The following is an 18,693-nucleotide window of genomic DNA, read 5'->3' on the forward strand; positions in this document are numbered from 1 at the left end:
GTGGACACCGAGCAGGAGGCCCGTGAGACCGGCCTGGGGGCGAAGGCGCTGAAGGGCGGGTCGCTGCTCGCCGTCGCGACGGTGTTCGAGCGCTTGACCCGGCTGGGACGCAACATGCTGCTCGCGCGCGTGATCGCGCCGGACCAGTTCGGTCTGATGGCGCTGGTCCTCGCGGTGCTGGCCCTGCTCGAGGCGATCACCGAGGTGGGGGTCGCGCAAGCCGTCATCCAGAACGCGCGCGGCACGTCCCGCGACTTCCTCAACGTGGCCTGGTGGTTCGGGATTCTGCGCGGCCTCGTCGTCGCCCTGGTGGCTCTGCCGCTGGCCGGGCCGGTCGCCTCCTTCTACGACGCGCCCGAGCTCGAGGGCCTCCTGCTCGTGGCACCGCTCACCGTCGTGCTCACCGGGCTGGCCAGCCCCCGCGTCTACGCGCTGCAGCGCGAGTTCCGGTTCGGTGCCACCCTGGTCAGCATCCAGGGCGCGGCGCTCCTGGGCACCGCGGCGACCATCGCCCTGGGGCTGTGGCTGCAAAATGTCTGGGCGCTGCTGCTGGGAGCGGTCCTCGAGGCCTTCCTCCGTTTCGTGCTGTCCTTCGTGGTGGCGCCGTTCCGTCCGTCGCTGCGCTGGGAGGCGCAGTCCCGGCGCGACCTGTTCAGGTTCACCAAGGGCATGGCAGGGCTGTCGCTGCTCACCTTCCTCATCATGCAGGCCGACGTCTTCGTCCTCGGCAAGACGGCAACGGTGGACGACCTCGGTCTCTACACCATGGCGGTCGCCCTGGCCTCGCTGCCGCTGGCCATCTTCAGCAAGGTGGCACAGCCGCTCGTGGTCCCGGTCCTGGCCCGGTTCCAGGACGACATGGCGGCCATGCGGCGCACGGTGCTGCGCATGACTCGCCTGGTCTGGCTCTTCGGCCTGCCGCTCGCCGCAGTGATGGCCGCCGTCGCGGGACCGCTCCTGACGGTCGTCTACGGCCGTCCCGAGTTCAGCCGGGTGGCGACGGCGTTCTCTGTCTACGCCGCTTTCGTCGTCATGTACATGGCCTCGATGGTCACCTTCTCCGTCTACCTGGCCCTGGGCCGTCCCGAGCTGCAGCGACGGTTCACCCTCGTACGCGCGGCGCTCGTGGTCGGGCTGCTCTACCCCCTGACAGTGAACTGGGGCCCCACGGGAGCGGCCGGTGCCCTCCTCGCCTCGATGGTGGGGGCCATGGGGTTCCAGCTGATGACCCTCCGCCGGATCACCGGCCTCCGGCCGGTCGACTACCTCCGCACGCTGGTTCCCGCCGTGGTCCCCACCGCCGTGCCCGTGGCCGCCCTGCTGGCGACCTCGGCGCTGACCGACGCCTCGGGGTGGATGCTGGTCTCCCTCGCCATGCTGGTCGGCGGTGCCACCTGGTCGGTCCTGCTGCTTCGCGAGCGCCACGAGATCCGCACCGTGCGCGGCTCGTCGGCCACGCCGGGAGCGCGTCAGTTGCGCGGCAGGACAGGCTCCCCGTCCACGTAGACGTTGTCCTGCCAGACGTTGCCCGGGGCGTCCGTGTCGAACGCCTCGATCGCGCCGTGGATGCCGCAGGTGCCGTCGTCCCCCCGGTCGAACACGTTGCCGATGAAGCGGATGCGGTTGGCGTCCCCGCTGAACGGCTTGTCCCGCGTGGACCCGCCGAAGGCACAGAACGAGGCCGTCCCGGACCTGAACAGGTTGCCCTCGACGAGGTTGTTCTCGACCGGCGCGAAGTCGCCGTATCCGGTCAGTGCCGCAGAACAGCCGGACGCAGGGGGGAGGCGCTCTCCCTCGCACACGATCGTGTTGTTGCGCAGGGTGGTGTTACGGCCCATCCGGATGCCGCTCAGGTGCGCCTCGCCGTCGGGGTCGCCGGCCTGCGCGTGCACCCATGAGCTCTCCACCGTGCAGTCGGCCTCGCAGTTGATCGAGCGTCTACCGCCGCTCACCTCGACGCGCCGTGCGGTGAAGTTGCCGTTCCCGAGAGCGGTGACGAGACGTTCGCCCACCACGACCTCGCTGTCGCTGATCTCGAACGAGCCGCCCTCCTCGGGCTGCTGCACGACGACCCGACCGAGGATCCGGGACCGCGTGATCACCACTCCGTCAGCGCGGATGCGCAGGTCGCACTCGACGAGACGGGCATCCACCACGGTGCCTGGCTCGATGACCGTGCAGTCCCCGTCCCACGGCGTCAGCTCGGTACCGGGTGGTACACCGGTGTTCTCCGGGCCCGGCCACTCGCGTTGCTGGCTCGTGCTCGCTGCAGCGTCCGGATGCGAGGTCGGCGACGGGGGCGGGGAGGATGATGGCGTGCACGCGGCGGCGAGGACGAGCACGCTCACGCCCGGGAAAGCCGCTCGCTCGAGCCCCGCCATACCCAGATGGTAGTCCTCGACTGCCGTCAGGCCACCCGTAGGGCAAGGAGGCCCTCTAGGCTGAGCGGATGGACGCCCGCGTCGCCGTCTCGGTGGTCATCGTCAACTGGAACACCCGCGAGCTGCTGCTGGACGTCGTAGACTCCATCAAGGACACCACGCGCACGGTGCCCTACGAGGTGATCGTCGTGGACAACGCCTCGCACGACGGGTCCGTCGAGGCGCTGAAAGCTCGCCACCCAGACGTCACGGTGATCGTCAACCCCGACAACTACGGCTTCGCCCGCGCGAACAACATCGGTTTCGCCGCGGCCCGCGGAGACGCCTTCTGCCTCGTCAACACCGATGTCGTCGCGCTCGACGGAGTGGTCGACGGCCTGTGGGAATTCCTCCTCGCGCACCCGCGTGCCGGGGCGGTCGGACCGCAGACCCTAGACCGCGACGGTCGGGTGCGCACCAACGTGCGACGCTTCCCCACCCTGCGCAACGCCATCGGTGACCACCTGTGGCTGCGGCGCGTCCTTCCGGCCGTCTTCCCCGGCCGCTCGGTGCCACCCAGCCGCCTCGCAGAGGTGCACTCCGCGGACGTCCTCTCGGGGTGCTTCCTCATGGTGCGTCGTCAGGCGGTGGAGGAGGTTGGAGCCCTCGACGAGGGGTTCTTCTTCTACGGCGAGGACACCGACTGGGCCAGGCGCCTCCACGACGCCGGTTGGGAGTGCGTCTACCTGCCCCAGGCCCGCGCCATCCACTTCGGCGGGGGGTCGACGGCGGCACGACCGCTGACCTACTACCTCGCCAAGGAGAAGGCCGACCTGCGCTACTGGCAGAAGCACCATGGTCGGGGCGCCGTGGCCGGCTACGTCGGGATCAGGCTGGTGCACAACCTGGCGTCGGTCGTCGGCTGGGGCGTGGTCGGGGTGGTTCGTCCGGCGAACCGTGAGCGTGCCTGGCACAAGGTGCGCGGCAACGTCACCAACACCGTGTGGCTGGTCAGCCGTCGTGGACCGACCTGGCCCTAGACGTCGTTCCCGTCACCCTGCGAGAGCAACCAGGCATCGGGGTCGGAGGCTGCGGCGCCCGGGAAGCCCGGGCTGAGCAGGAACTTCACCTGGCTGCGGCGCAGGCGCAGGCCGGCCCGGCGCAGCGGCCGTCGAGGCGTGTCCCGGGCACCGACCACGCCTGCAGCAGCCGGCAGCCGCGGTCGCCTGCTCGCGCCGCTGCCGCGCGCACGAGCAGGCGCAGGGTCTCCATGTCCGCCGGGTCGTGCATCAGCTCCATGAGCTCTCCCACCCGGATACCGCGCCGCACGGTCCAGCCCAGGACCACCACACCCATCAACCGGCCGTGGTGCCGCAACGTCAGCAGGTCGTACCGGTCGGGGTTCGCGACGTAGCGCCAGTTCAGGTATGCCGCGTCGCGCACCTGGGCGACCTGGTAGCCCTTCGACGCGCGCTGCCACAGCTCGTCCACCGACGTGTCGAACGCCTCGACCGCCTCCAGCGCGTAGCCTGCCGGCAGCCGCAGCCGAGGCCGCAAGAGCCGGGGAGGAACGACACGGAGCCGGTAGACCAGGGAGAACGGCTCCTGGTAGTTCCACCGGTCGGTGAAGATCGGGTAGGAGTTGACCGACGGCGTCACGTACCACCCGGGGATCCCGGCTGAGGCTGCCTGCTGGAACACCGCTGCGGTGCACCTCCCCATGAGACCGCGACCCTGCCAGGCCGGATCCGTGAACATGTCCATGGTCTTGCCCACGACGACGCGCTGCCCGTCGATCATGAACGCCTTCGGCGCCAGGGCGAAGGATGCGACGACCTCCTCGCCGTGCCGGGCCGAGTGCACGATCGCCCTGCCAGACGGGTTCTCCCCGTACATCCACCGGTAGTAGGCGGGACTCTTGTCACGCAGGCGCAGCTGCTCGCCCTCGCCGCTCATCCGACGGATCAGGTCCGAGACGCGCTCCTCGTCACCGGGTCGGAACTCTCCGAACTTGGGCTCCTCGAGGTCGTTGCCGCTGGAAACCATCGATCCTCCCGCTCCGCCACGAGACATGGTGCATGATGAGGGAAGTTGAGCCTGCTCGCGACTGGGAACCAGTGTAGGTCCGAGCCGGTTCACGGAGAGGGCTATGTCGATCTATGGGGTAGCGGGGATGCTGGCGGTCACGCACCGCCGGAGCGACAGTGTGCCCCCGGAAGGTGTCCGCCTGGTGGTTGCCCGCGAGCGGCTGTCCCCGTTGCGGCCTGTCGCCGGTGTGTGGCTGACCTCGTGGGGCCATGACCCCTCGCTCCCGACCGTGGCACGCCCTCTGGTCCTGGCCGGCCCGGCGCGGCTGGACGGCGCCCGGGTCACGGACCGTCGCGTGGCACGGCTGCTCCAGGACGGCCACCAACCCGAGCTCGCCCGGTTCCTGCCCCCGTTCGCGGTGATCGGCCTGGCCGAAGAAGGTCTGCGCGTGGCGACCGACCGGATGGGGATGAGCCAGGTCTTCCTCGGCGCCGGTCCCGGTTGGGAGGCCGTGTCCACCTCCGCCCGGCTCCTGCACCTGCTCCTCGACCAGGGCCTGGACGAGGAGGCGGTGCTCCTGCAGAGCCAGCTCGGCTGGCAGCTCTTCGAGCACACGCTCTACTCCGGTGTCACAAAGCTGGCGCCCGGAGAGTCGCTGACGATCACCGACGACGGTGTGCGGCGTCGCCCGGACACCGATGGACCGGCGGCCCCGGGGTCCACCCGGCTCGGCGACGCGGTGGACCGCGCCTCCACGACGTTGCGCCGGTTCACGACCGCCCTCCTCGAGGACACCGATGACCCGGTTCTCCAGCTCACCGGTGGCATGGACTCGCGCATCATCCTCAGCTCCGTCCCGGCGGCCCGGCGCGCCGGCCTCCGTGCCATGACCCTGGATGTGCCGGGGTCCCGTGACACGTCCGTCGCGGGGGCGGTCGCCGTTCGCTACGGCCTGACGCACCAGGTCGTCACTCTCGACGGACTCCGCTCCGTCAGTGCGGGCGAGTGGTTCGACCGCGTGCGATCGACCGCGGCAGCGCACGACGGGATGCTCAACCCGGTCGCCAAGGCGGCCACGGAGTGGGCCGAGGAATCGGTCGACCAGGGCAGCCGACTCGGCGGACTGGGCGGTGAGGTCGCGCGTGGCTTCTACTACGTCGGCCCCGTGCGGCCGGCCCCGGTGGACCGTCGCCGCAGTGACCGGCTCGCGCGATGGCGCATGCTGGCCAACGAGGCTGTCGCGCCCGAGGCGCTGCACACGCGGTACCGACGAGCGGCGGAGGATGTGGCGCTGGACGCGATCCACGCTGCACTCGTCGCCGGTGGGAGCGAGTGGTTCTCCGCCACCGACGACCTCTACTACCGGCACCGGATGCCGCGCTGGGCAGGACTGGCCGAGACCGTCGCCTCGACCAGCCGCACGATCGTCAACCCCATGCTGGACCCCGCGTTCATCCGCGTCGCCCGCGACCTCGCGCCGCGGGACAAGGGTCATGCCCGGTTCCTCGCTCGACTGCAGCTGGAGTTGGACCCAGCCCTTGCCGCACTCCCCCTGGAGGGCCGTCCTGCTCCCGAGACCTTCGCCTACCCAGGCCCCCTCAGCCTCGTGCGACGGGCATCGACCCAGTCGCGTCTCGGGATCCGCAAGGTGAAGCAGCGCGCCACCCGAGCACGACGGCCACCCGCTGGCGGCAACGTGGTGGCCACCGCCGTGACGCACCACGTCCGCGAGCACCCCGCCCTGCTCGGCCCAGTGCGCGACGCCGGGTGGTTCGACCAGGGGTGGCTCACCGACGTGCTCTCCGGTTCGGTGAACCCGGCGCCGCACACCGTGGCGTTCCTGATGAACATGCTTGTCGCCCTCGACGCACGGAACGGACCGCGATGACTTCTCACCGGCTCGACCAGGTCCTGCAGCACAACCTGTGCAGCGGGTGCGGTGCGTGCGCCTTCGTCGGACGTGACCACGGCGTCACGATGGTCGACATCCCGACCGTAGGTCGGCGCCCCGTCGGTGTCGAGAACCTCCCGGTGGGCCTCAAGGACCAGATCGCCGCCGTGTGCCCAGGCTCCGAGGTGCGCTCCCCGGGATGGTCGGGCGGTGCACCAGAGGGGCCGGAGCTCCTGGTCGGGCCGACGCAGCGCATCTGGGAGGGCTGGGCCGCCGACCCGGAGCTGAGGTGGGCAGGCTCGTCCGGCGGCGTCGTCACGGCTCTGGCTGTCTTCGCCCTGGAGCAGCAGCACATGTCCCTGGTCGTCCACACCGGGACTGACGAGGGGCGGCCGTGGCACAACCGCACGGTCGTCAGCCGGGACCGCGCCGAGCTCCTGCGCCACACAGGCTCGCGCTACACCACCTCCTCCCCCGTGGAGGCGCTCCGGGTCATCGAGACCGCGGAGAAGCCTTGCGTCTTCATCGGCAAGCCGTGCGACGTCGCGGCGGTCCAGGCACTACGCCGGCAACGCCCGGCGCTGGATCGCAACCTCGGCCTCGTGCTCAGCTTCTTCTGCGCGGGCACACCACCGTCGGACGCCAGCCTGCAGCTGGCCGGCGAGCTCGGGTTCACCGACCCTTCCGCGATCTCCGCGCTGCGGTACCGGGGGAGAGGCTGGCCCGGGGAGTTCACCGTCACCTCCACCGATGGGCACGCGGCGGCGTTGAGCTACGAGGAGTCGTGGGGTCGCCTGGCCCGCATGCCGCGCCAGCTGAGGTGCGCCCTCTGCCCCGACGGCCTGGGAGAGCTGGCGGACGTCACCGGCGGTGACGCGTGGCACCGGCGGGGTGAGGGGTCGGACGGGATCTCGCTGATCCTGGCCCGCACCGCCCGCGGTGCGGAGATCGTCGCAGCGGCCATCGACCATGGCTATCTCGAGGCCACCGAGAGCGACGCGGCGCGGGTGGTCGCCGCGCAGCCCCTCGCCCGACGCCGCATGCTCGTTCCCGCCCGGACGGCGGCGCTGACGACCGCGACACTTCCCGCGCCCCGCTACCCCGGCTTCCGGCTCGGAGTCGCCGCTCGGCGGTTGGGGCCCGTCGGATGGGTCAAGGAGTATGTAGGCATGCTGCGCAGGATCGTGAGGCGAGGTTACCTGCGGCGCACGTCACGGACGGAGGGAACGCAGTCATGAGGCACCGGTCGAGCGCGATGCTGGTCCAGCTGTACGGCCGGGGCTCCACGGGCAGGTCCACGGCGAGGCGCCTGATCAACCGCCTCGAGGGTGGCGAGATCTACTCCGACACACTCCGGGACATCTTCCGGCGCTACCACGGCGTCGACGTAGGTGCCTACACGCACGGCGGTTGCTTCGTGCCGCACGCCTTCGGCCCGAGGACGACCATCGGACGCTACTCGTCCGTCGCCCGGACCGCCTTCGCCGCCACGCTCGACCACCCGACGCAGCTCAAGGGTATGCACGGGTTCTTCTTCAACCCCAACCTCGGCTACACCGACCACGTGCGGGAGTACAGCCCTTTGGACATCGGCAGCGACGTCTGGCTCGGGCACAACTCGATCATCAGCAGCAGCGTCGCACGGATCGGGCACGGAGCCGTCGTGGGGGCCGGGGCGGTCGTGTTCAAGGACGTCCCGCCATATGCCGTCGTCGTCGGCAATCCGGGCCGTGTGGTGCGGCACCGCTTCGACCCGGAGACGATCGCGGCGCTCCTGGAAGAGCGTTGGTGGGAGCGCGACCTCGAGGAGCTGCGGCCCCGGCGGGCCTCCTTCACCGCTCCCCTGACACCGATGTCCGAGACGCCTGACTGAGGCCTCCTGCCGCCACGTCAGGCTCGTGACGTGGATCTCTTTGAGAGCCGGGGGTCGTCTCTTACAGTGCCAGGGTCCCAACCCCTCCCCTAGGGGTCTCTATGAGGCACTCCGTCGTTCCCCTGTCAGGGCGAGAGTCGTCCCCGCGGCTGCTCGCCATGATCTTCCTGGCGGTCACCATGCTGGCCGCCTCTCTCATCGCCCTCCCCCTCAACGGTCAGGCCACCGCCGCTACGCGGTCCGTCGGCATCCTCGACGACGCCTCGACGCCCACGACGTCGGCGGTCTCCAGCACGTCCTCCGTCAACATCGGCGTCCGGTTCACCTCGGAGCGGCCCGGCAAGGTCACCGCCCTGCAGTTCTACCGCAGCCCCGCCCAGACGCAGTCCTACACTGCCTCCCTCTGGGACCTGAACGGCACGCTGCTGGGCCAGACGACGTTCCCGGCGTCCAGCACCCCGGGCTGGCAGACCGCGTCGTTGCCGACGCCGGTCAGCCTCAACAAGGGGCGGCGCTACGTCGCCTCCTACCTCGCTTCCGGCGGCCGTCACGTGGTCACTCCTGACGGCTTCGCCGACAGCTGGGAGGCCAACGGCTTCATCGTGCCTGCCGGTGGCGGAGTCGCCGCGGCCGGGACCAAGAGCGTCCGGCCCCGCAGCTCGGCTGACGGCGCCAACTTCCTCGTCGACGTCGTGTTCGAGCCTCACCCGCGCTACGCCGACCCCGAGCCGACGCCCGAAACCGGCGACTGGCCGGCGGCCCACAACACCGGTGTCCCGGACGGCACGACCCTGACCACCTACACCGGTCCGCTGACGATCACCACCCCTAACACGGTCATCCGCAACGCGGTCGTGGACGGGACGCTGCGCATCCAGGCGCCCGACGTGGAGATCATCAACTCCCGGATCAACGGCACCGTCGACCTCCGCTACCCGCGCACGAACGACTACTCGTTCAGCATCACCGACTCCGAGGTCCACATCGGTGACAACCTCAACACCGGTCTGATGCGCGGCAACTTCACGGCCACCCGGGTCGAGATCACTGGCGGACGTCGCTCGGTCTACTGCGAGATCAACTGCGTGGTCGAGGACTCCTGGGTGCACGCCCAGGGCGGCGACGAGGGCGGCGACGCCCACTTCAGCGGCATCCGCATGGGCGAGAGCACCACGCTGCGGCACAACACCATCACCTGCGAGGCCCTGCGCGGTCCCGGCACGGGTTGCTCGGCCGGCCTCACCGGCTACGGCGACTTCGGCCCGGTGCAGAACAACCTCATCGAGAACAACATCTTCCTCGGTGGTGGTGGCGGCGGCTCGACCGTCTGCGCCTACGGCGGCTCGTCCGGTGACAACGGCAGCAAGCCCTACGGCCACCTCGCCAACAACATCCGCTTCGTCGACAACGTCTTCGTGCGCGGCGAGACCGGCCAGTGCGGCAACCTGCGCGCCGTGCTCTCTTTCGACCCCACCCGCCCGGGCAACGTCTGGTCGGGTAACACGTGGGACGACGGATCGGCCATCAGCTACAACGACTGACCCCATCGGTCACCACGGCGGCCCGGTCCTGCAGGACCGGCGCTTCGTGTGTCCCCGCATACACTGACGAGCACACGAGCAGGGAGGTCGCATGGTCAGCGTCGTCATCGCCGCCTACAACGAGGAAGCTGTCCTCGGCCCGACGCTCGACGCAGTGCTCCACGACGCGCCCGGTGCAGAGGTCGTCGTGGTCGCCAACGGCTGCACCGACCGCACCGCTGACGTCGCGCGTGCCCGACGGGGCGTGCGCGTCGTCGAGCTCGAGAAGGGGAGCAAACCGGAAGCCCTGAACGCAGGTGACGCCGCGGCGACGTCCTTCCCCCGCATCTACCTCGACGCCGACATCCGTCTACCCCGTGGTGCGGTCGACGCGCTCTGCGGTGCGCTGGACCTGCCAGGCACCCTGGTCGCCGTACCGGCCCGGCGTCATGACCTGGACGGCAGGCCGTGGCCGGTGCGAGCCCACTCCCGGGTCCATGAGCGACTCCCCGTGTTCCAGGAGGCGCTCTTCGGTCGCGGTGTCATCGCACTCTCCGCGACTGGTCGCGCACGTTTCGGCGCGTTCCCGAGCATGGTGGCCGACGACCTCTTCCTCGACGCTCTCTTCGTCCCTGACGAGAGAGCGCACCTGTCCGACGTGACGGTCCTTGTCCCGACGCCCGGGACCACCCGAGAGCTCCTGCACCGACTCGCCCGTGTGCGCCGCGGCTCGACCGCCATGCGCGAGGCGGCAACCTCGGGGCTCGTGCCGAGCACGGTCCGCCAGTCTGACCGGTGGGCCTGGTTGCGCGACGTCGTGGCCCGCGACCCCCGGTTGATCCCCTCGGGGATCGTCTACGCTGCCATCACGCTACGTGCTGAGCTCATGGCTGGGCGGGCCGATTCCAGGTCGATGGCGTGGGGTCGGGTCGAGCGGGTGGATCCTCTCCCCCGGAGCAGGCAGATCGGCCTTCTCGGCATCCAGTGCGACACGGCCAACCTCGGCCTCAGCGCCCTCACCTACGCCGCCGTGGCCATCGTCGATGAGCTGGTACCCACCGATACCAGGTTCGTGCTCTTCTCGATCAACTCCGACCGCGCCCTCGATCGGATGCGGAGCCAGCTCGGCACCGGCCGAAGCATCAGCGCCGTCCCCTTCTGGCACAGGCGCCCCCTGTCGATGGCCCGTTCGGTCCGGGAGATCGCGCGGTGCGAGCTCGTGGTCGACCTCACCGGCGGCGACAGCTTCTCCGACATCTACGGGTCGAAACGTCTGCTGCGCAAGCTCATCCACAAAGAGCTCGTCCTCGCCACCGGCACCCCGCTCGTCCTGGGACCCCAGACCTACGGACCGCTGCTGCGGAAGGTATGGCGCCCGTGGTACAGGCACGTGCTGGACCGCGCTGCCCTCGTCGTCGCACGCGACCGACTGTCCGCCGACTTCGTGGCCACCCTCACAGATCGTCCCGTCCTGCTCAGTACGGACGTCGCCGTGAGACTTCCATGGACCCCGCCGGCAAGACGGTCGGCTCGGCCCCGCGTCGCTTTCAACGTGTCCGGCTTGCTCTGGGGCGGTGGCTACACCGGGACCAACCAGTTCAATCTCACGGTCGGCTACCAGGACTACTGTCACGGCGTCGTGGGGGCGCTGCTGGCGCAGGGGTATGACGTAGAGCTCGTGCCGCACGTCCTCACCCGCTCCTTCGAGGGCGGGCTCGAGGACGACGTGGGCGCCGCGCAGGTGCTCCTCGCCCAGCACCCGGAGGCCACTCTGGCACCACCCTTCGACGATCCGATCGATGCCAAGTCTCACATCTCCGGCTTCGATGCCTTCATCGGCTCCCGTATGCACGCCACGATCGCTGCTTTCACCGCGGGTGTGCCGACGATCCCGGCGGCCTACAGTCGCAAGTTCGCCGGCTTCTTCGGCAGTCTCGGCTACCCGGTGCTCGTGGACCTCACCTGTTCCGACACCGGAGCCGCGGTCGCCGAGACGCTGGGCCTGGTCGCCGACCGTGCCCGGCTCGTCGATCTCTCCGGACCAGCGGTCGAGACCGCCCGCAGTCGTCTCCGGGTCTTCACGGACGCCCTCGAGAGCGCGCTGAGCGTCGAACTGCGAGACTGACGCAGTGATGGCAGCGGTTGATGATCCGGCCCGGGCCCCAGGAGGACACCATGACCGTTGAGCGGGCCCTTCGGGTGCTGTTGCGACGGTGGATCGTCGTGGTGATCGGTGCGGCGCTCAGCCTCGGTGCCGCAGCCTACCTCTACATGTCCACAGACCCCACTTACCGAGCGGCGGCGAGCATCCTGCTCCTGCTGCCTCCTGGGGCGCAGGACGAGGAAGCGGACGGAAGTCCTTTCCTCTACCTCCCCAGCGGCCTGGACACCCTCGCCCGGGTGGTCGGATCAGGTGCCCAGAGCACCACGTTCGCCGAGGATCTGGACGCTCGGGGACTGGCCTCGACCTTCGAGGTCACGGTCGAACGAGCCTCCCCGATCATCGATGTCGAGGTCGAGGGTCAGGATGCGGAGAACGTGCTCGCCACCCGCGACGTAATTGTCGCCGCTCTCGAGGACGAGCTGGCCCGGGTCCAGCAGGAGGAGGAGGTGCCGGAGGTTCAAACAGCCCGCTCCCGAGTGTTCGCCGCTGACGAGGCGGCGATCGAGCTCAGCGGGGACCGTCGGCGCGCCGCGCTCGCGGCGGTGGCGGCAGGTGGGGTGCTGACCGTGGTGGCGGCGCTTGCGTTGGACTGGATCCTCGCGGGCGGTCCTGGCCGGTCCCGTCGCCAGCAACCTTCCTCGCCCCCGTCGTCATGAGCACCGATCGACTTCACGTCTCTCGGGCGGATGATCTCGATGGACGTCGGTAGCGCCCTGCGAGTGCTGGTCCGGCGTTGGCTGGTGCTCCTGCTCGGGATGGTGCTGACGTTCGCCACGGCCGTCTATGTCTACGACCAGGCACCGCCGCGCTACCAGGCGACGGCGCGAATACTGCTGCTGTTACCTGCCAACGCTCGCGGGGAGGTCGTGGGGAGCCCCTTCCTCTACCTCCCCGACGGCCTGAACGTGCTCGCCAACATAGTCTCCCTCACCGCCCAGACCAGCTCCTTCCGAGCCGGCCTGGTCGAGCAGGGATATGCCTCGCAGTACGAGATCGGACTCAATGACGACGGGCCCGTCTTCACTGTCAGCGTCGAGGGCACCAACCCCGAGGACGTGATCGAGACCCGTGACCAGGTGGTCCTGTCAATCCAGGACGAACTTCTTCGGGTTCAGGTGGAGGAGGACGCCCCGCCCCAGCAGGTGGCGACCACCCGCGTCTATGCCGCTGACCCGGTCCCACATCACCTGGGCGGGGACAAGATACGCGGCGTTCTTGCGGTGCTGGCGGCCGGCGGACTGCTGACCCTGATCCTCGTGTTCGTCAGTGATCGTCTGATGCAGGTCCGTCAGGTGAGCCGAGGCCAGGGTCGTGCGACAGGTGCCACACCGCACCGGCCAGACCGATGAGGAGGAAGCTCAGGCCGGCGACGTGCCGAAACGCCCAGGCATCGAAGGTGACGTAACTCGTGATGATGGCTGACAGCGATGCTGAGATCGCCACCCCGAGGTGTGCCCGTTCGGACGGCATGCCTAGTCTCCTTGGCCTCCAGGCCCCCACCACACCGGTGAGAACGAGGAGCACGAAGACCGCGGTCCCCACCAGGCCAAGCTCCAGAAGCATCCCCAGTCCCTGGTTGTCGATCGTCCGGTAGACCGTGGGCACGAACGTGGACATCCCCTGACCGAACAGGGGTCGCTCGGCGATAAGCCTCCACACCAGCTCGTAGTCGGCGGTGCGTCCCTCGATGCTCGGATCGTGCTCGAGCCCCGTGAAAAGGGATCGTACGGTCCCCAGTAACCCGGGGAGGACAGCCCTCCCGACCACTGCAGCAACGGGAAGGATCATCACGGCCCTCAGACGCCATCGCCATGGCCACGACGCGAACAGGATGAGCATCGCCACAGCTGCGACGACCACCGCGGAGCGGGACACTGACATGAGACTTGCGACCGCGATCAGCAGGGTCGGCACCCATGCGAGCCACCTCCGAGCGTGCAGGCTGCGGTGCAGGGCCAGGGGCAGCACCGAGGACATGACGACGCCGAGTTCGATCGGGTGGGCGGAGGTGGAGACGATGCGGTTGAGATCCGACCGGGACAAGGCATCGCCGAAGTCCGCGAGCGCCGTGAGCCCGGGCAGCTGCAGGTATGCCGCGAGGTTCCGCCCGGTGAAGTACTGGATGATCCCGAGGCTGGCCACGAAGGAGGCCGCCCCCACGATGAAGGTGATCACCCGGTCCAGCTCACGCCACGAACGGAGACCCTCGGCGGTGACCAGGGCGATCCCCACCCAGCCAGCGATGTAGAGCACCCCGCGGTCGGCTGCGCTGGAGAGGATCTCGGTCACCTGCACCACGTCGGCCGCCGCCCAGCGGCGATCGCTGCGCTGGTGGATGTCAGCCGGCTGATACCAACCCAGGAAGTGACCGGAGGCGTAGCTCGCGAGGACGCAGACGACGAAGAGCCCGAGAAGAACCCTGGTCGGCGACGGCCCTCGACGCATAACCAGGCCACCGAGGAGCGCGCAAGTCCACCAGATCAGGCCCACGATTGCGAAGAGGTTCGCCGGGGTCCCGGGTGCTCCGATCGGACCGACGATGAGCCGGGTGGGGATGCACAGCAGCAGTACCACGTAGCAGCAGACGAACCACACAGCCGGGATGTAGGCCTGATGACCGGTCCCGCTGACGTCCAGGGTCTTGTCCCGTAGCGGGGCGTGGCGTCCCCTAGCCATCGAGGGGGAGCCCGCTCTCGTGCCAGACGTTCCCGGACCGAAGATTCTCAGGCCCGCTCTCGTCAAACTGCGCGAGGAAATGGTGGATGCCGCACTCGGGCCCGTAGCGGGTCGAGAACCGGTTGCCGACCACCCGGATGTCGCGAGTCTGCTTGGCATACTCGTGCGTTTCACCGCCGCGCGGGCAGGTCGCCCCGCCAGCGATGACGTTCCCCTCGATGAGAACGCCGTTGGCCGGAGCGACGTGGCTGCAGATGTTGACCGCTGAGGAGCACCCGGTGTCGACGAGGATGAAGGTGTTGTCCGTCAGGATGTCGTCGTGCCGGATCTCGAGGGTGCCGTTGGCGCACAGCGCCCGACGACCTGGTCATCGTGGGTCGGGTGTCCACCCTCCCCGGCCGGCGTGCACGGTTCCCCGTCGGCCTGCTGGTCGTCTGGCACGGGCGTGACGACTGTGGAGTCGTCCTGGAGGATGGCACAACCGCACGTCGTGGAGTCGACCCAGACCATTATGGTCACGGCCTCGTCCATCGACGGATCCAATGCACCCGCGACGCCCCTTTCACGGTCTCCGCGTCGAGCCTACAACCGGTCGCAGATCAGCATCCAGCCCTGCCCGCAGATTGGGCTCGGGTTCAGCGCCACCGCTTCACAGTCATCGACAGATGCTGGCGCAGCCGGTGTCCGACGGACTCGTCTCCACAGGCCAGATCGTGGACAAGGCGCGTGCTCCAGCCCTGCACGTAGGACCAGCGAGGAACAAGCCGGGCGCCGCGCGCCCCCGTCGTGGCGTCGCTCGTGTAGACCGTCGCATAGTCGCGTAGGTGCCGCAGGACCCTCCGGTCGTAGCTGCCCAGCGGGACCGCGAAGTCCCGCACAGGCCAGCCGCAGGCATCCTCGATCCGGTGCTGGGAGTCACGCGTCTCGCGGACCAGGTCTGCATCCGTGAGGGGCCGGAGATCGACATGGTCCCATCCGTGGCTCCCGACCTGCATCCCGGCCTCGTGGAGATGCCGCATCATTGGCTCATCCAGGTAGTCGCGTCGGCCGATGCGCCCCGCGCAGGCGTGGAAGGTGGCCGTGAGCCCGTACTTGAGCAGTGCTGGCAGGGCGTGCTGGACGTCGCTGACGTTGCCGTCGTCAAATGTGACCTCCACGGGCCGTCCCTCGTGCACGGCTTCCGCCACCACCTCGACGAGGGGAAGCCACTGATCCAATGGGCACCAATAGGGCACCTCGGCCGCGGGCACGGACGCAGGGGGATCACCGATCCCGTGGAAGTTGAGGATGACGCGTCGTCCTGCGCGCCTCGGGACGTCCATGACACCCCTCCATTCTCGCGGCCTCAGTTCGTGGAGATCTCGAGCGCGAGGATCCGGTCGTCGAGCTCCCCCGGCTGACCACGCCCGTCGGTGTTGGACGTGACGATCCACAGGTCGCCATCGGGCGCCGTGACGACCGTCCGCAGGCGACCCAGCCCCAGGTCGTGCGCCACGGGTGGCCCGGGCTTGCCGGATGGGTCGAGAGGGACGTACCAGAGGCGTTCTCCCCGCAGCGCGCTGATCCATACTCCGTCGTCGGTGACGGCTATCCCGGACGGCGACGCCTCGACGTTGGGCCAGGTGACGAGCGGATCGACATAGTCGGGGTCGCCGGCCCAGCCCTCGGTGTGTGGCCATCCGTAGTTCGAGCCCGGCTCGATGAGATTGAGCTCGTCATACCTGTCGCTGCCGAACTCGGAGGCATACATCCGTCCATCACTCGTCCAGCCGATGCCCTGCACGTTCCGATGGCCGTAGCTCCACACCTCGTTCTCGAAGGGGTTGCCCGGCGCCGGTTCGCCCGTCGCGGTGACCCGCAAGATCTTCCCTGCCAGGCTGTCGGTGTCCTGCGGGAGATCGCGGTCGCGTGTGTCTCCCGTCGTGACGTACAGGTACCCGTCGGGACCGAAGGCGATCCGTCCGCCGGAGTGGATCTCGTTCGCAGGGACCCCCGCCAGGACGACCTGGGGGTTGACGAGTTTCCCGTCCTCGAGGTCGTAGCGGACGACGCGGTTGTCCGAGGACGTGGTGAGGTAGAGGTAGACACCCCCGTCCGGGCCGATCGCGATGCCCATCAGCCCGTCCTCGATCTCGTGGACGACGTCGGGGACGCCCCCCTCGGGTCCACCGGCGTCGAGCACCCTGCTCCGGCCGTCGTCCAGGAGCAGCACCTGCCCGGTGTCACGCAGGGTCACGAGGGCCGTGCCGTCCGGCAGGAAGCCCACCCCCCACGGCGTCTGCAGACCGGTCGCGATCGTCTCGGTCACGGTGACCGCGACACCTGCCGGCGGGTCGCCGTCGCCGGTGTCCGGACGAACGGTGCTCGTGCCGCCGGCGGTGCTCGCACCGAGCCCGGGGACCGGACCGCCGACAGGGTCCGGAGGATCGCCGCAGCCGGCAAGGAGGATCGACGCTGCAGCCACGACCGCGACCTGGATGCGCGGGTGGACGGCTCCGTCCATGGCGCACCTCACTCGCGCTAGATCCGCACGCCTGCACGTCCGGAAGCCCTCTGAGCCCTCTCCCAGTGGTGCAGGTCACGCTACCATCGGGGACACGGCGCGAACAGGCTTTGCGCCTGGTCGTGAGGTCAAGGAGAGGCAGGGTGGGCCAGGGCGTCAACGTCGGCGACTTCCTCCTCCGGCAGGGGGAGGCGGATGCCGTCGCCCTGATCGACCGGGACGGCACGCACACCTACGCCGATCTGCGGGCCGCGGTGGACGTTCTGGCCGGGGGCATCGCCGAGTGGGGCCTGCCGCCGGGTGCCCGGGTCGGCCTGCTGAGCCGGAACTCCTTGTTCTGGGCCGCGGCCTACCTCGCGATCCTCCGGTCGGGCCTGGTCGCGGTGCCGTTCGCGACGGTGCTGACGCCTGCGGACGTGCTGAGGAAGGCGCGCTTCGTCGACTGCGACTCGTTCCTTCTCGACTCCGGCTTGAGCCGGGCCTTCCACGACGTCGTGACGTCCGCGGCTCGGGTTCTCTCCGAGTCCGCGCTGGACGGCGGAGCGCACGGAGACCCGGAGGCCGTCGCGGTCGACCCCGACGCCGACGCCGTCCTGATGTTCACCTCGGGCACGACGTCCGCGCCCCGGGCCGTGCGGGTGAGCCACCGTAACCTCCGTGCCAACACCACGTCGATCATCGACTACCTGGCCTTGACGGTCGAGGACCGCGTGCTGGTGGTCCTCCCGTTCTCCTACTGCTACGGCGCCTCGCTCCTGCACACCCACCTGCGCGTCGGGGGCAGCCTGTCGATCTGCGACACCTTCGCCTTCCCCGAGACGGCGGTCGAACAGGTCCGGCGGGACCGGTGCACCGGTATCGCCGGGGTTCCGTCCACCTACCAGTCCTTGTTGAGGTCCAGCTTGTTCGAGACCACCCCTCTACCCACCCTGCGGACCATGCAGCAGGCGGGCGGACGCCTCCCGCAGCCCCAGATCGACGCGTGGCCGCAGCTCAGCCCCAGGCGCGGCTCTTCGTCATGTACGGGGCCACCGAGGCCACGGCCCGGATGTCCTACCTGAGGCCCGAGCTGGTGAAGGAGCGGCAGGGGTCCATCGGCCGCGGCATACCCGGAGTGACTCTCAGCGTCGTCGATGCCGAGGGTCGTCCGCTGCCCCCAGGGGTCGTCGGCGAGTTGTTCGCACGGGGCGAGAACATCACCAAGGGCTACTGGAACGACCCAGAGGGTACGGCTGCCAAGTTCGTCGACGGAGGGCTGCTCACCGGGGACCTGGCCAGGATCGACGACGACGGGTTTGTCTACGTCGTCGACCGGGAGGCCGACTTCATCAAGTCCTGGGGGATCCGCGTCTCCAGCCACGAGATCGAGGACGCCGTGGCGCAGCTGCCCGGGGTGGCCGCAGCTGCTGTCGTGGGCCGTCCGGACGAGGTCGCCGGCGAGAGCATCGTGCTGTTCTACGTGACGTCGAACAGCGCGGACGTCAGCCCGGAGGAGGTCCTGGCGCACTGCCGGTCGACCCTGGCCAAGCATCTGGTGCCGCACGAGGCGCGCAGGGTGAGCGAGCTACCGCTCAACCAAAACGGCAAGGTGCTGAAGACCGAGCTCAGGTCGTTGGCTCTCTAAGAGCCAAGCGCAGCGCAGTCCCGTGACGCCGGGGTCTGCGGCGATCGGCACGGC

At 69.5% G+C, this 18,693-nt stretch carries 15 protein-coding genes and 1 pseudogene; 11 read left to right on the forward strand and 5 right to left on the reverse strand.

Translation table 11 applies throughout. The annotated features are described in order from the left end of the window. A complete protein-coding gene (locus tag BJF81_RS07710; RefSeq protein ID WP_075957846.1) occupies positions 1 to 1,506 on the forward strand; it encodes an oligosaccharide flippase family protein in 1,506 nt (501 codons plus the stop codon). Here BJF81_RS07710 and BJF81_RS07715 read toward each other — a convergent pair. Next, positions 1,470 to 2,156 carry a hypothetical protein gene (locus BJF81_RS07715; protein ID WP_075957847.1) on the reverse strand — a complete coding sequence of 229 codons (687 nt, stop codon included), beginning with the start codon at positions 2,154 to 2,156 and terminating at the stop codon, positions 1,470 to 1,472. The two genes, BJF81_RS07710 and BJF81_RS07715, sit on opposite strands and share 37 nt — an antisense overlap. A gap of 293 nt (positions 2,157 to 2,449) precedes the next feature. Here BJF81_RS07715 and BJF81_RS07720 point away from each other — a divergent pair, with 293 nt between their 5' ends. Beyond that, positions 2,450 to 3,400 (forward strand): glycosyltransferase family 2 protein, encoded by a 951-nt coding sequence (locus BJF81_RS07720; protein ID WP_075957848.1) that lies wholly within the window; start codon positions 2,450 to 2,452, stop codon positions 3,398 to 3,400. Positions 3,401 to 3,485: 85 nt separating this feature from the next. Here the strand turns inward: BJF81_RS07720 and BJF81_RS07725 are convergent, their stop codons facing one another. After that, positions 3,486 to 4,406 carry a GNAT family N-acetyltransferase gene (locus BJF81_RS07725; RefSeq protein WP_075957849.1) on the reverse strand — a complete coding sequence of 307 codons (921 nt, stop codon included), beginning with the start codon at positions 4,404 to 4,406 and terminating at the stop codon, positions 3,486 to 3,488. A 271-nt stretch (positions 4,407 to 4,677) separates the two neighbouring features. On the opposite strand from BJF81_RS07725, the gene BJF81_RS07730 reads away from it, so the two are divergent. The 7 genes from BJF81_RS07730 (at position 4,678) to BJF81_RS07765 (ending at position 13,185) form a co-directional block, all read left to right on the forward strand. Further along, positions 4,678 to 6,276, forward strand: a complete 1,599-nt coding sequence (locus BJF81_RS07730; protein ID WP_143780727.1) for a hypothetical protein — start codon at positions 4,678 to 4,680, stop codon at positions 6,274 to 6,276. Beyond that, entirely contained in the window at positions 6,273 to 7,517 is a 1,245-nt protein-coding gene (locus tag BJF81_RS17950) for a Coenzyme F420 hydrogenase/dehydrogenase, beta subunit C-terminal domain (protein WP_075957851.1), read from the forward strand. The genes BJF81_RS07730 and BJF81_RS17950 overlap by 4 nt, the downstream gene beginning before the upstream one ends. Continuing rightward, positions 7,514 to 8,152: an antibiotic acetyltransferase gene (locus BJF81_RS07740; RefSeq protein WP_143780728.1), complete on the forward strand. Its 639-nt coding sequence runs from the start codon at positions 7,514 to 7,516 to the stop codon at positions 8,150 to 8,152. Before BJF81_RS17950 ends, BJF81_RS07740 begins: the two co-directional genes overlap by 4 nt. Before the next feature lie 158 nt (positions 8,153 to 8,310). Next, on the forward strand, positions 8,311 to 9,693 hold the full coding sequence (locus BJF81_RS07745) for a DUF4082 domain-containing protein (protein ID WP_075957853.1): 1,383 nt from the start codon (positions 8,311 to 8,313) through the stop codon (positions 9,691 to 9,693). Positions 9,694 to 9,784: 91 nt separating this feature from the next. Continuing rightward, positions 9,785 to 11,797, forward strand: a complete 2,013-nt coding sequence (locus BJF81_RS17955) for a polysaccharide pyruvyl transferase family protein (protein ID WP_158068634.1) — start codon at positions 9,785 to 9,787, stop codon at positions 11,795 to 11,797. 50 nt (positions 11,798 to 11,847) lie between these two features. Then, entirely contained in the window at positions 11,848 to 12,492 is a 645-nt protein-coding gene (locus BJF81_RS07760; RefSeq protein ID WP_143780729.1) for a hypothetical protein, read from the forward strand. Positions 12,493 to 12,522: 30 nt separating this feature from the next. Next, complete coding sequence (locus BJF81_RS07765) at positions 12,523 to 13,185, forward strand: hypothetical protein (RefSeq protein WP_075957855.1); 663 nt, start codon at positions 12,523 to 12,525, stop codon at positions 13,183 to 13,185. On the opposite strand, the gene BJF81_RS07770 is transcribed toward BJF81_RS07765, so the two are convergent. The 3 genes from BJF81_RS07770 to BJF81_RS07785 form a co-directional block, all read right to left on the reverse strand. Next, positions 13,100 to 14,512: an O-antigen ligase family protein gene (locus BJF81_RS07770; protein WP_075957856.1), complete on the reverse strand. Its 1,413-nt coding sequence runs from the start codon at positions 14,510 to 14,512 to the stop codon at positions 13,100 to 13,102. The genes BJF81_RS07765 and BJF81_RS07770 overlap by 86 nt on opposite strands. Positions 14,513 to 15,147: 635 nt before the next feature. Then, positions 15,148 to 15,762, reverse strand: coding sequence for a polysaccharide deacetylase family protein (locus BJF81_RS07780; protein ID WP_158068635.1), 615 nt, complete (start codon positions 15,760 to 15,762; stop codon positions 15,148 to 15,150). A gap of 95 nt (positions 15,763 to 15,857) precedes the next feature. Beyond that, positions 15,858 to 17,015, reverse strand: a complete 1,158-nt coding sequence (locus BJF81_RS07785; RefSeq protein ID WP_075957859.1) for a PQQ-dependent sugar dehydrogenase — start codon at positions 17,013 to 17,015, stop codon at positions 15,858 to 15,860. A gap of 143 nt (positions 17,016 to 17,158) precedes the next feature. Between BJF81_RS07785 and BJF81_RS18565 the strand changes: the two are divergent. Both BJF81_RS18565 and BJF81_RS20930 read left to right on the forward strand, forming a co-directional pair. After that, positions 17,159 to 18,168, forward strand: a pseudogene (locus BJF81_RS18565) (AMP-binding protein); the annotation flags it as partial. Between the two features lie 21 nt (positions 18,169 to 18,189). Continuing rightward, a complete protein-coding gene (locus BJF81_RS20930; protein ID WP_342447104.1) occupies positions 18,190 to 18,639 on the forward strand; it encodes a class I adenylate-forming enzyme family protein in 450 nt (149 codons plus the stop codon). Positions 18,640 to 18,693: the final 54 nt, after the last annotated feature.

The organism is Ornithinimicrobium sp. CNJ-824, assembly GCF_001942405.1.
Lineage (GTDB): Bacteria > Actinomycetota > Actinomycetes > Actinomycetales > Dermatophilaceae > Ornithinicoccus > Ornithinicoccus kibberensis.

Excerpts from the sequence above, each read along its gene's own strand:
- BJF81_RS07720 (WP_075957848.1), top strand. The coding sequence starts at position 2,450 with ATGGACGCCCGCGTCGCCGTCTCGGTGGTCATCGTCAACTGGAACACC.
- BJF81_RS07725 (WP_075957849.1), bottom strand. The coding sequence starts at position 4,406 with ATGGTTTCCAGCGGCAACGACCTCGAGGAGCCCAAGTTCGGAGAGTTC.
- BJF81_RS17950 (WP_075957851.1), top strand. The coding sequence starts at position 6,273 with ATGACTTCTCACCGGCTCGACCAGGTCCTGCAGCACAACCTGTGCAGC.
- BJF81_RS07740 (WP_143780728.1), top strand. The coding sequence starts at position 7,514 with ATGAGGCACCGGTCGAGCGCGATGCTGGTCCAGCTGTACGGCCGGGGC.
- BJF81_RS07745 (WP_075957853.1), top strand. The coding sequence starts at position 8,311 with ATGATCTTCCTGGCGGTCACCATGCTGGCCGCCTCTCTCATCGCCCTC.
- BJF81_RS17955 (WP_158068634.1), top strand. The coding sequence starts at position 9,785 with ATGGTCAGCGTCGTCATCGCCGCCTACAACGAGGAAGCTGTCCTCGGC.
- BJF81_RS07760 (WP_143780729.1), top strand. The coding sequence starts at position 11,848 with ATGACCGTTGAGCGGGCCCTTCGGGTGCTGTTGCGACGGTGGATCGTC.
- BJF81_RS07765 (WP_075957855.1), top strand. The coding sequence starts at position 12,523 with ATGATCTCGATGGACGTCGGTAGCGCCCTGCGAGTGCTGGTCCGGCGT.
- BJF81_RS07770 (WP_075957856.1), bottom strand. The coding sequence starts at position 14,512 with ATGGCTAGGGGACGCCACGCCCCGCTACGGGACAAGACCCTGGACGTC.
- BJF81_RS07785 (WP_075957859.1), bottom strand. The coding sequence starts at position 17,015 with ATGGACGGAGCCGTCCACCCGCGCATCCAGGTCGCGGTCGTGGCTGCA.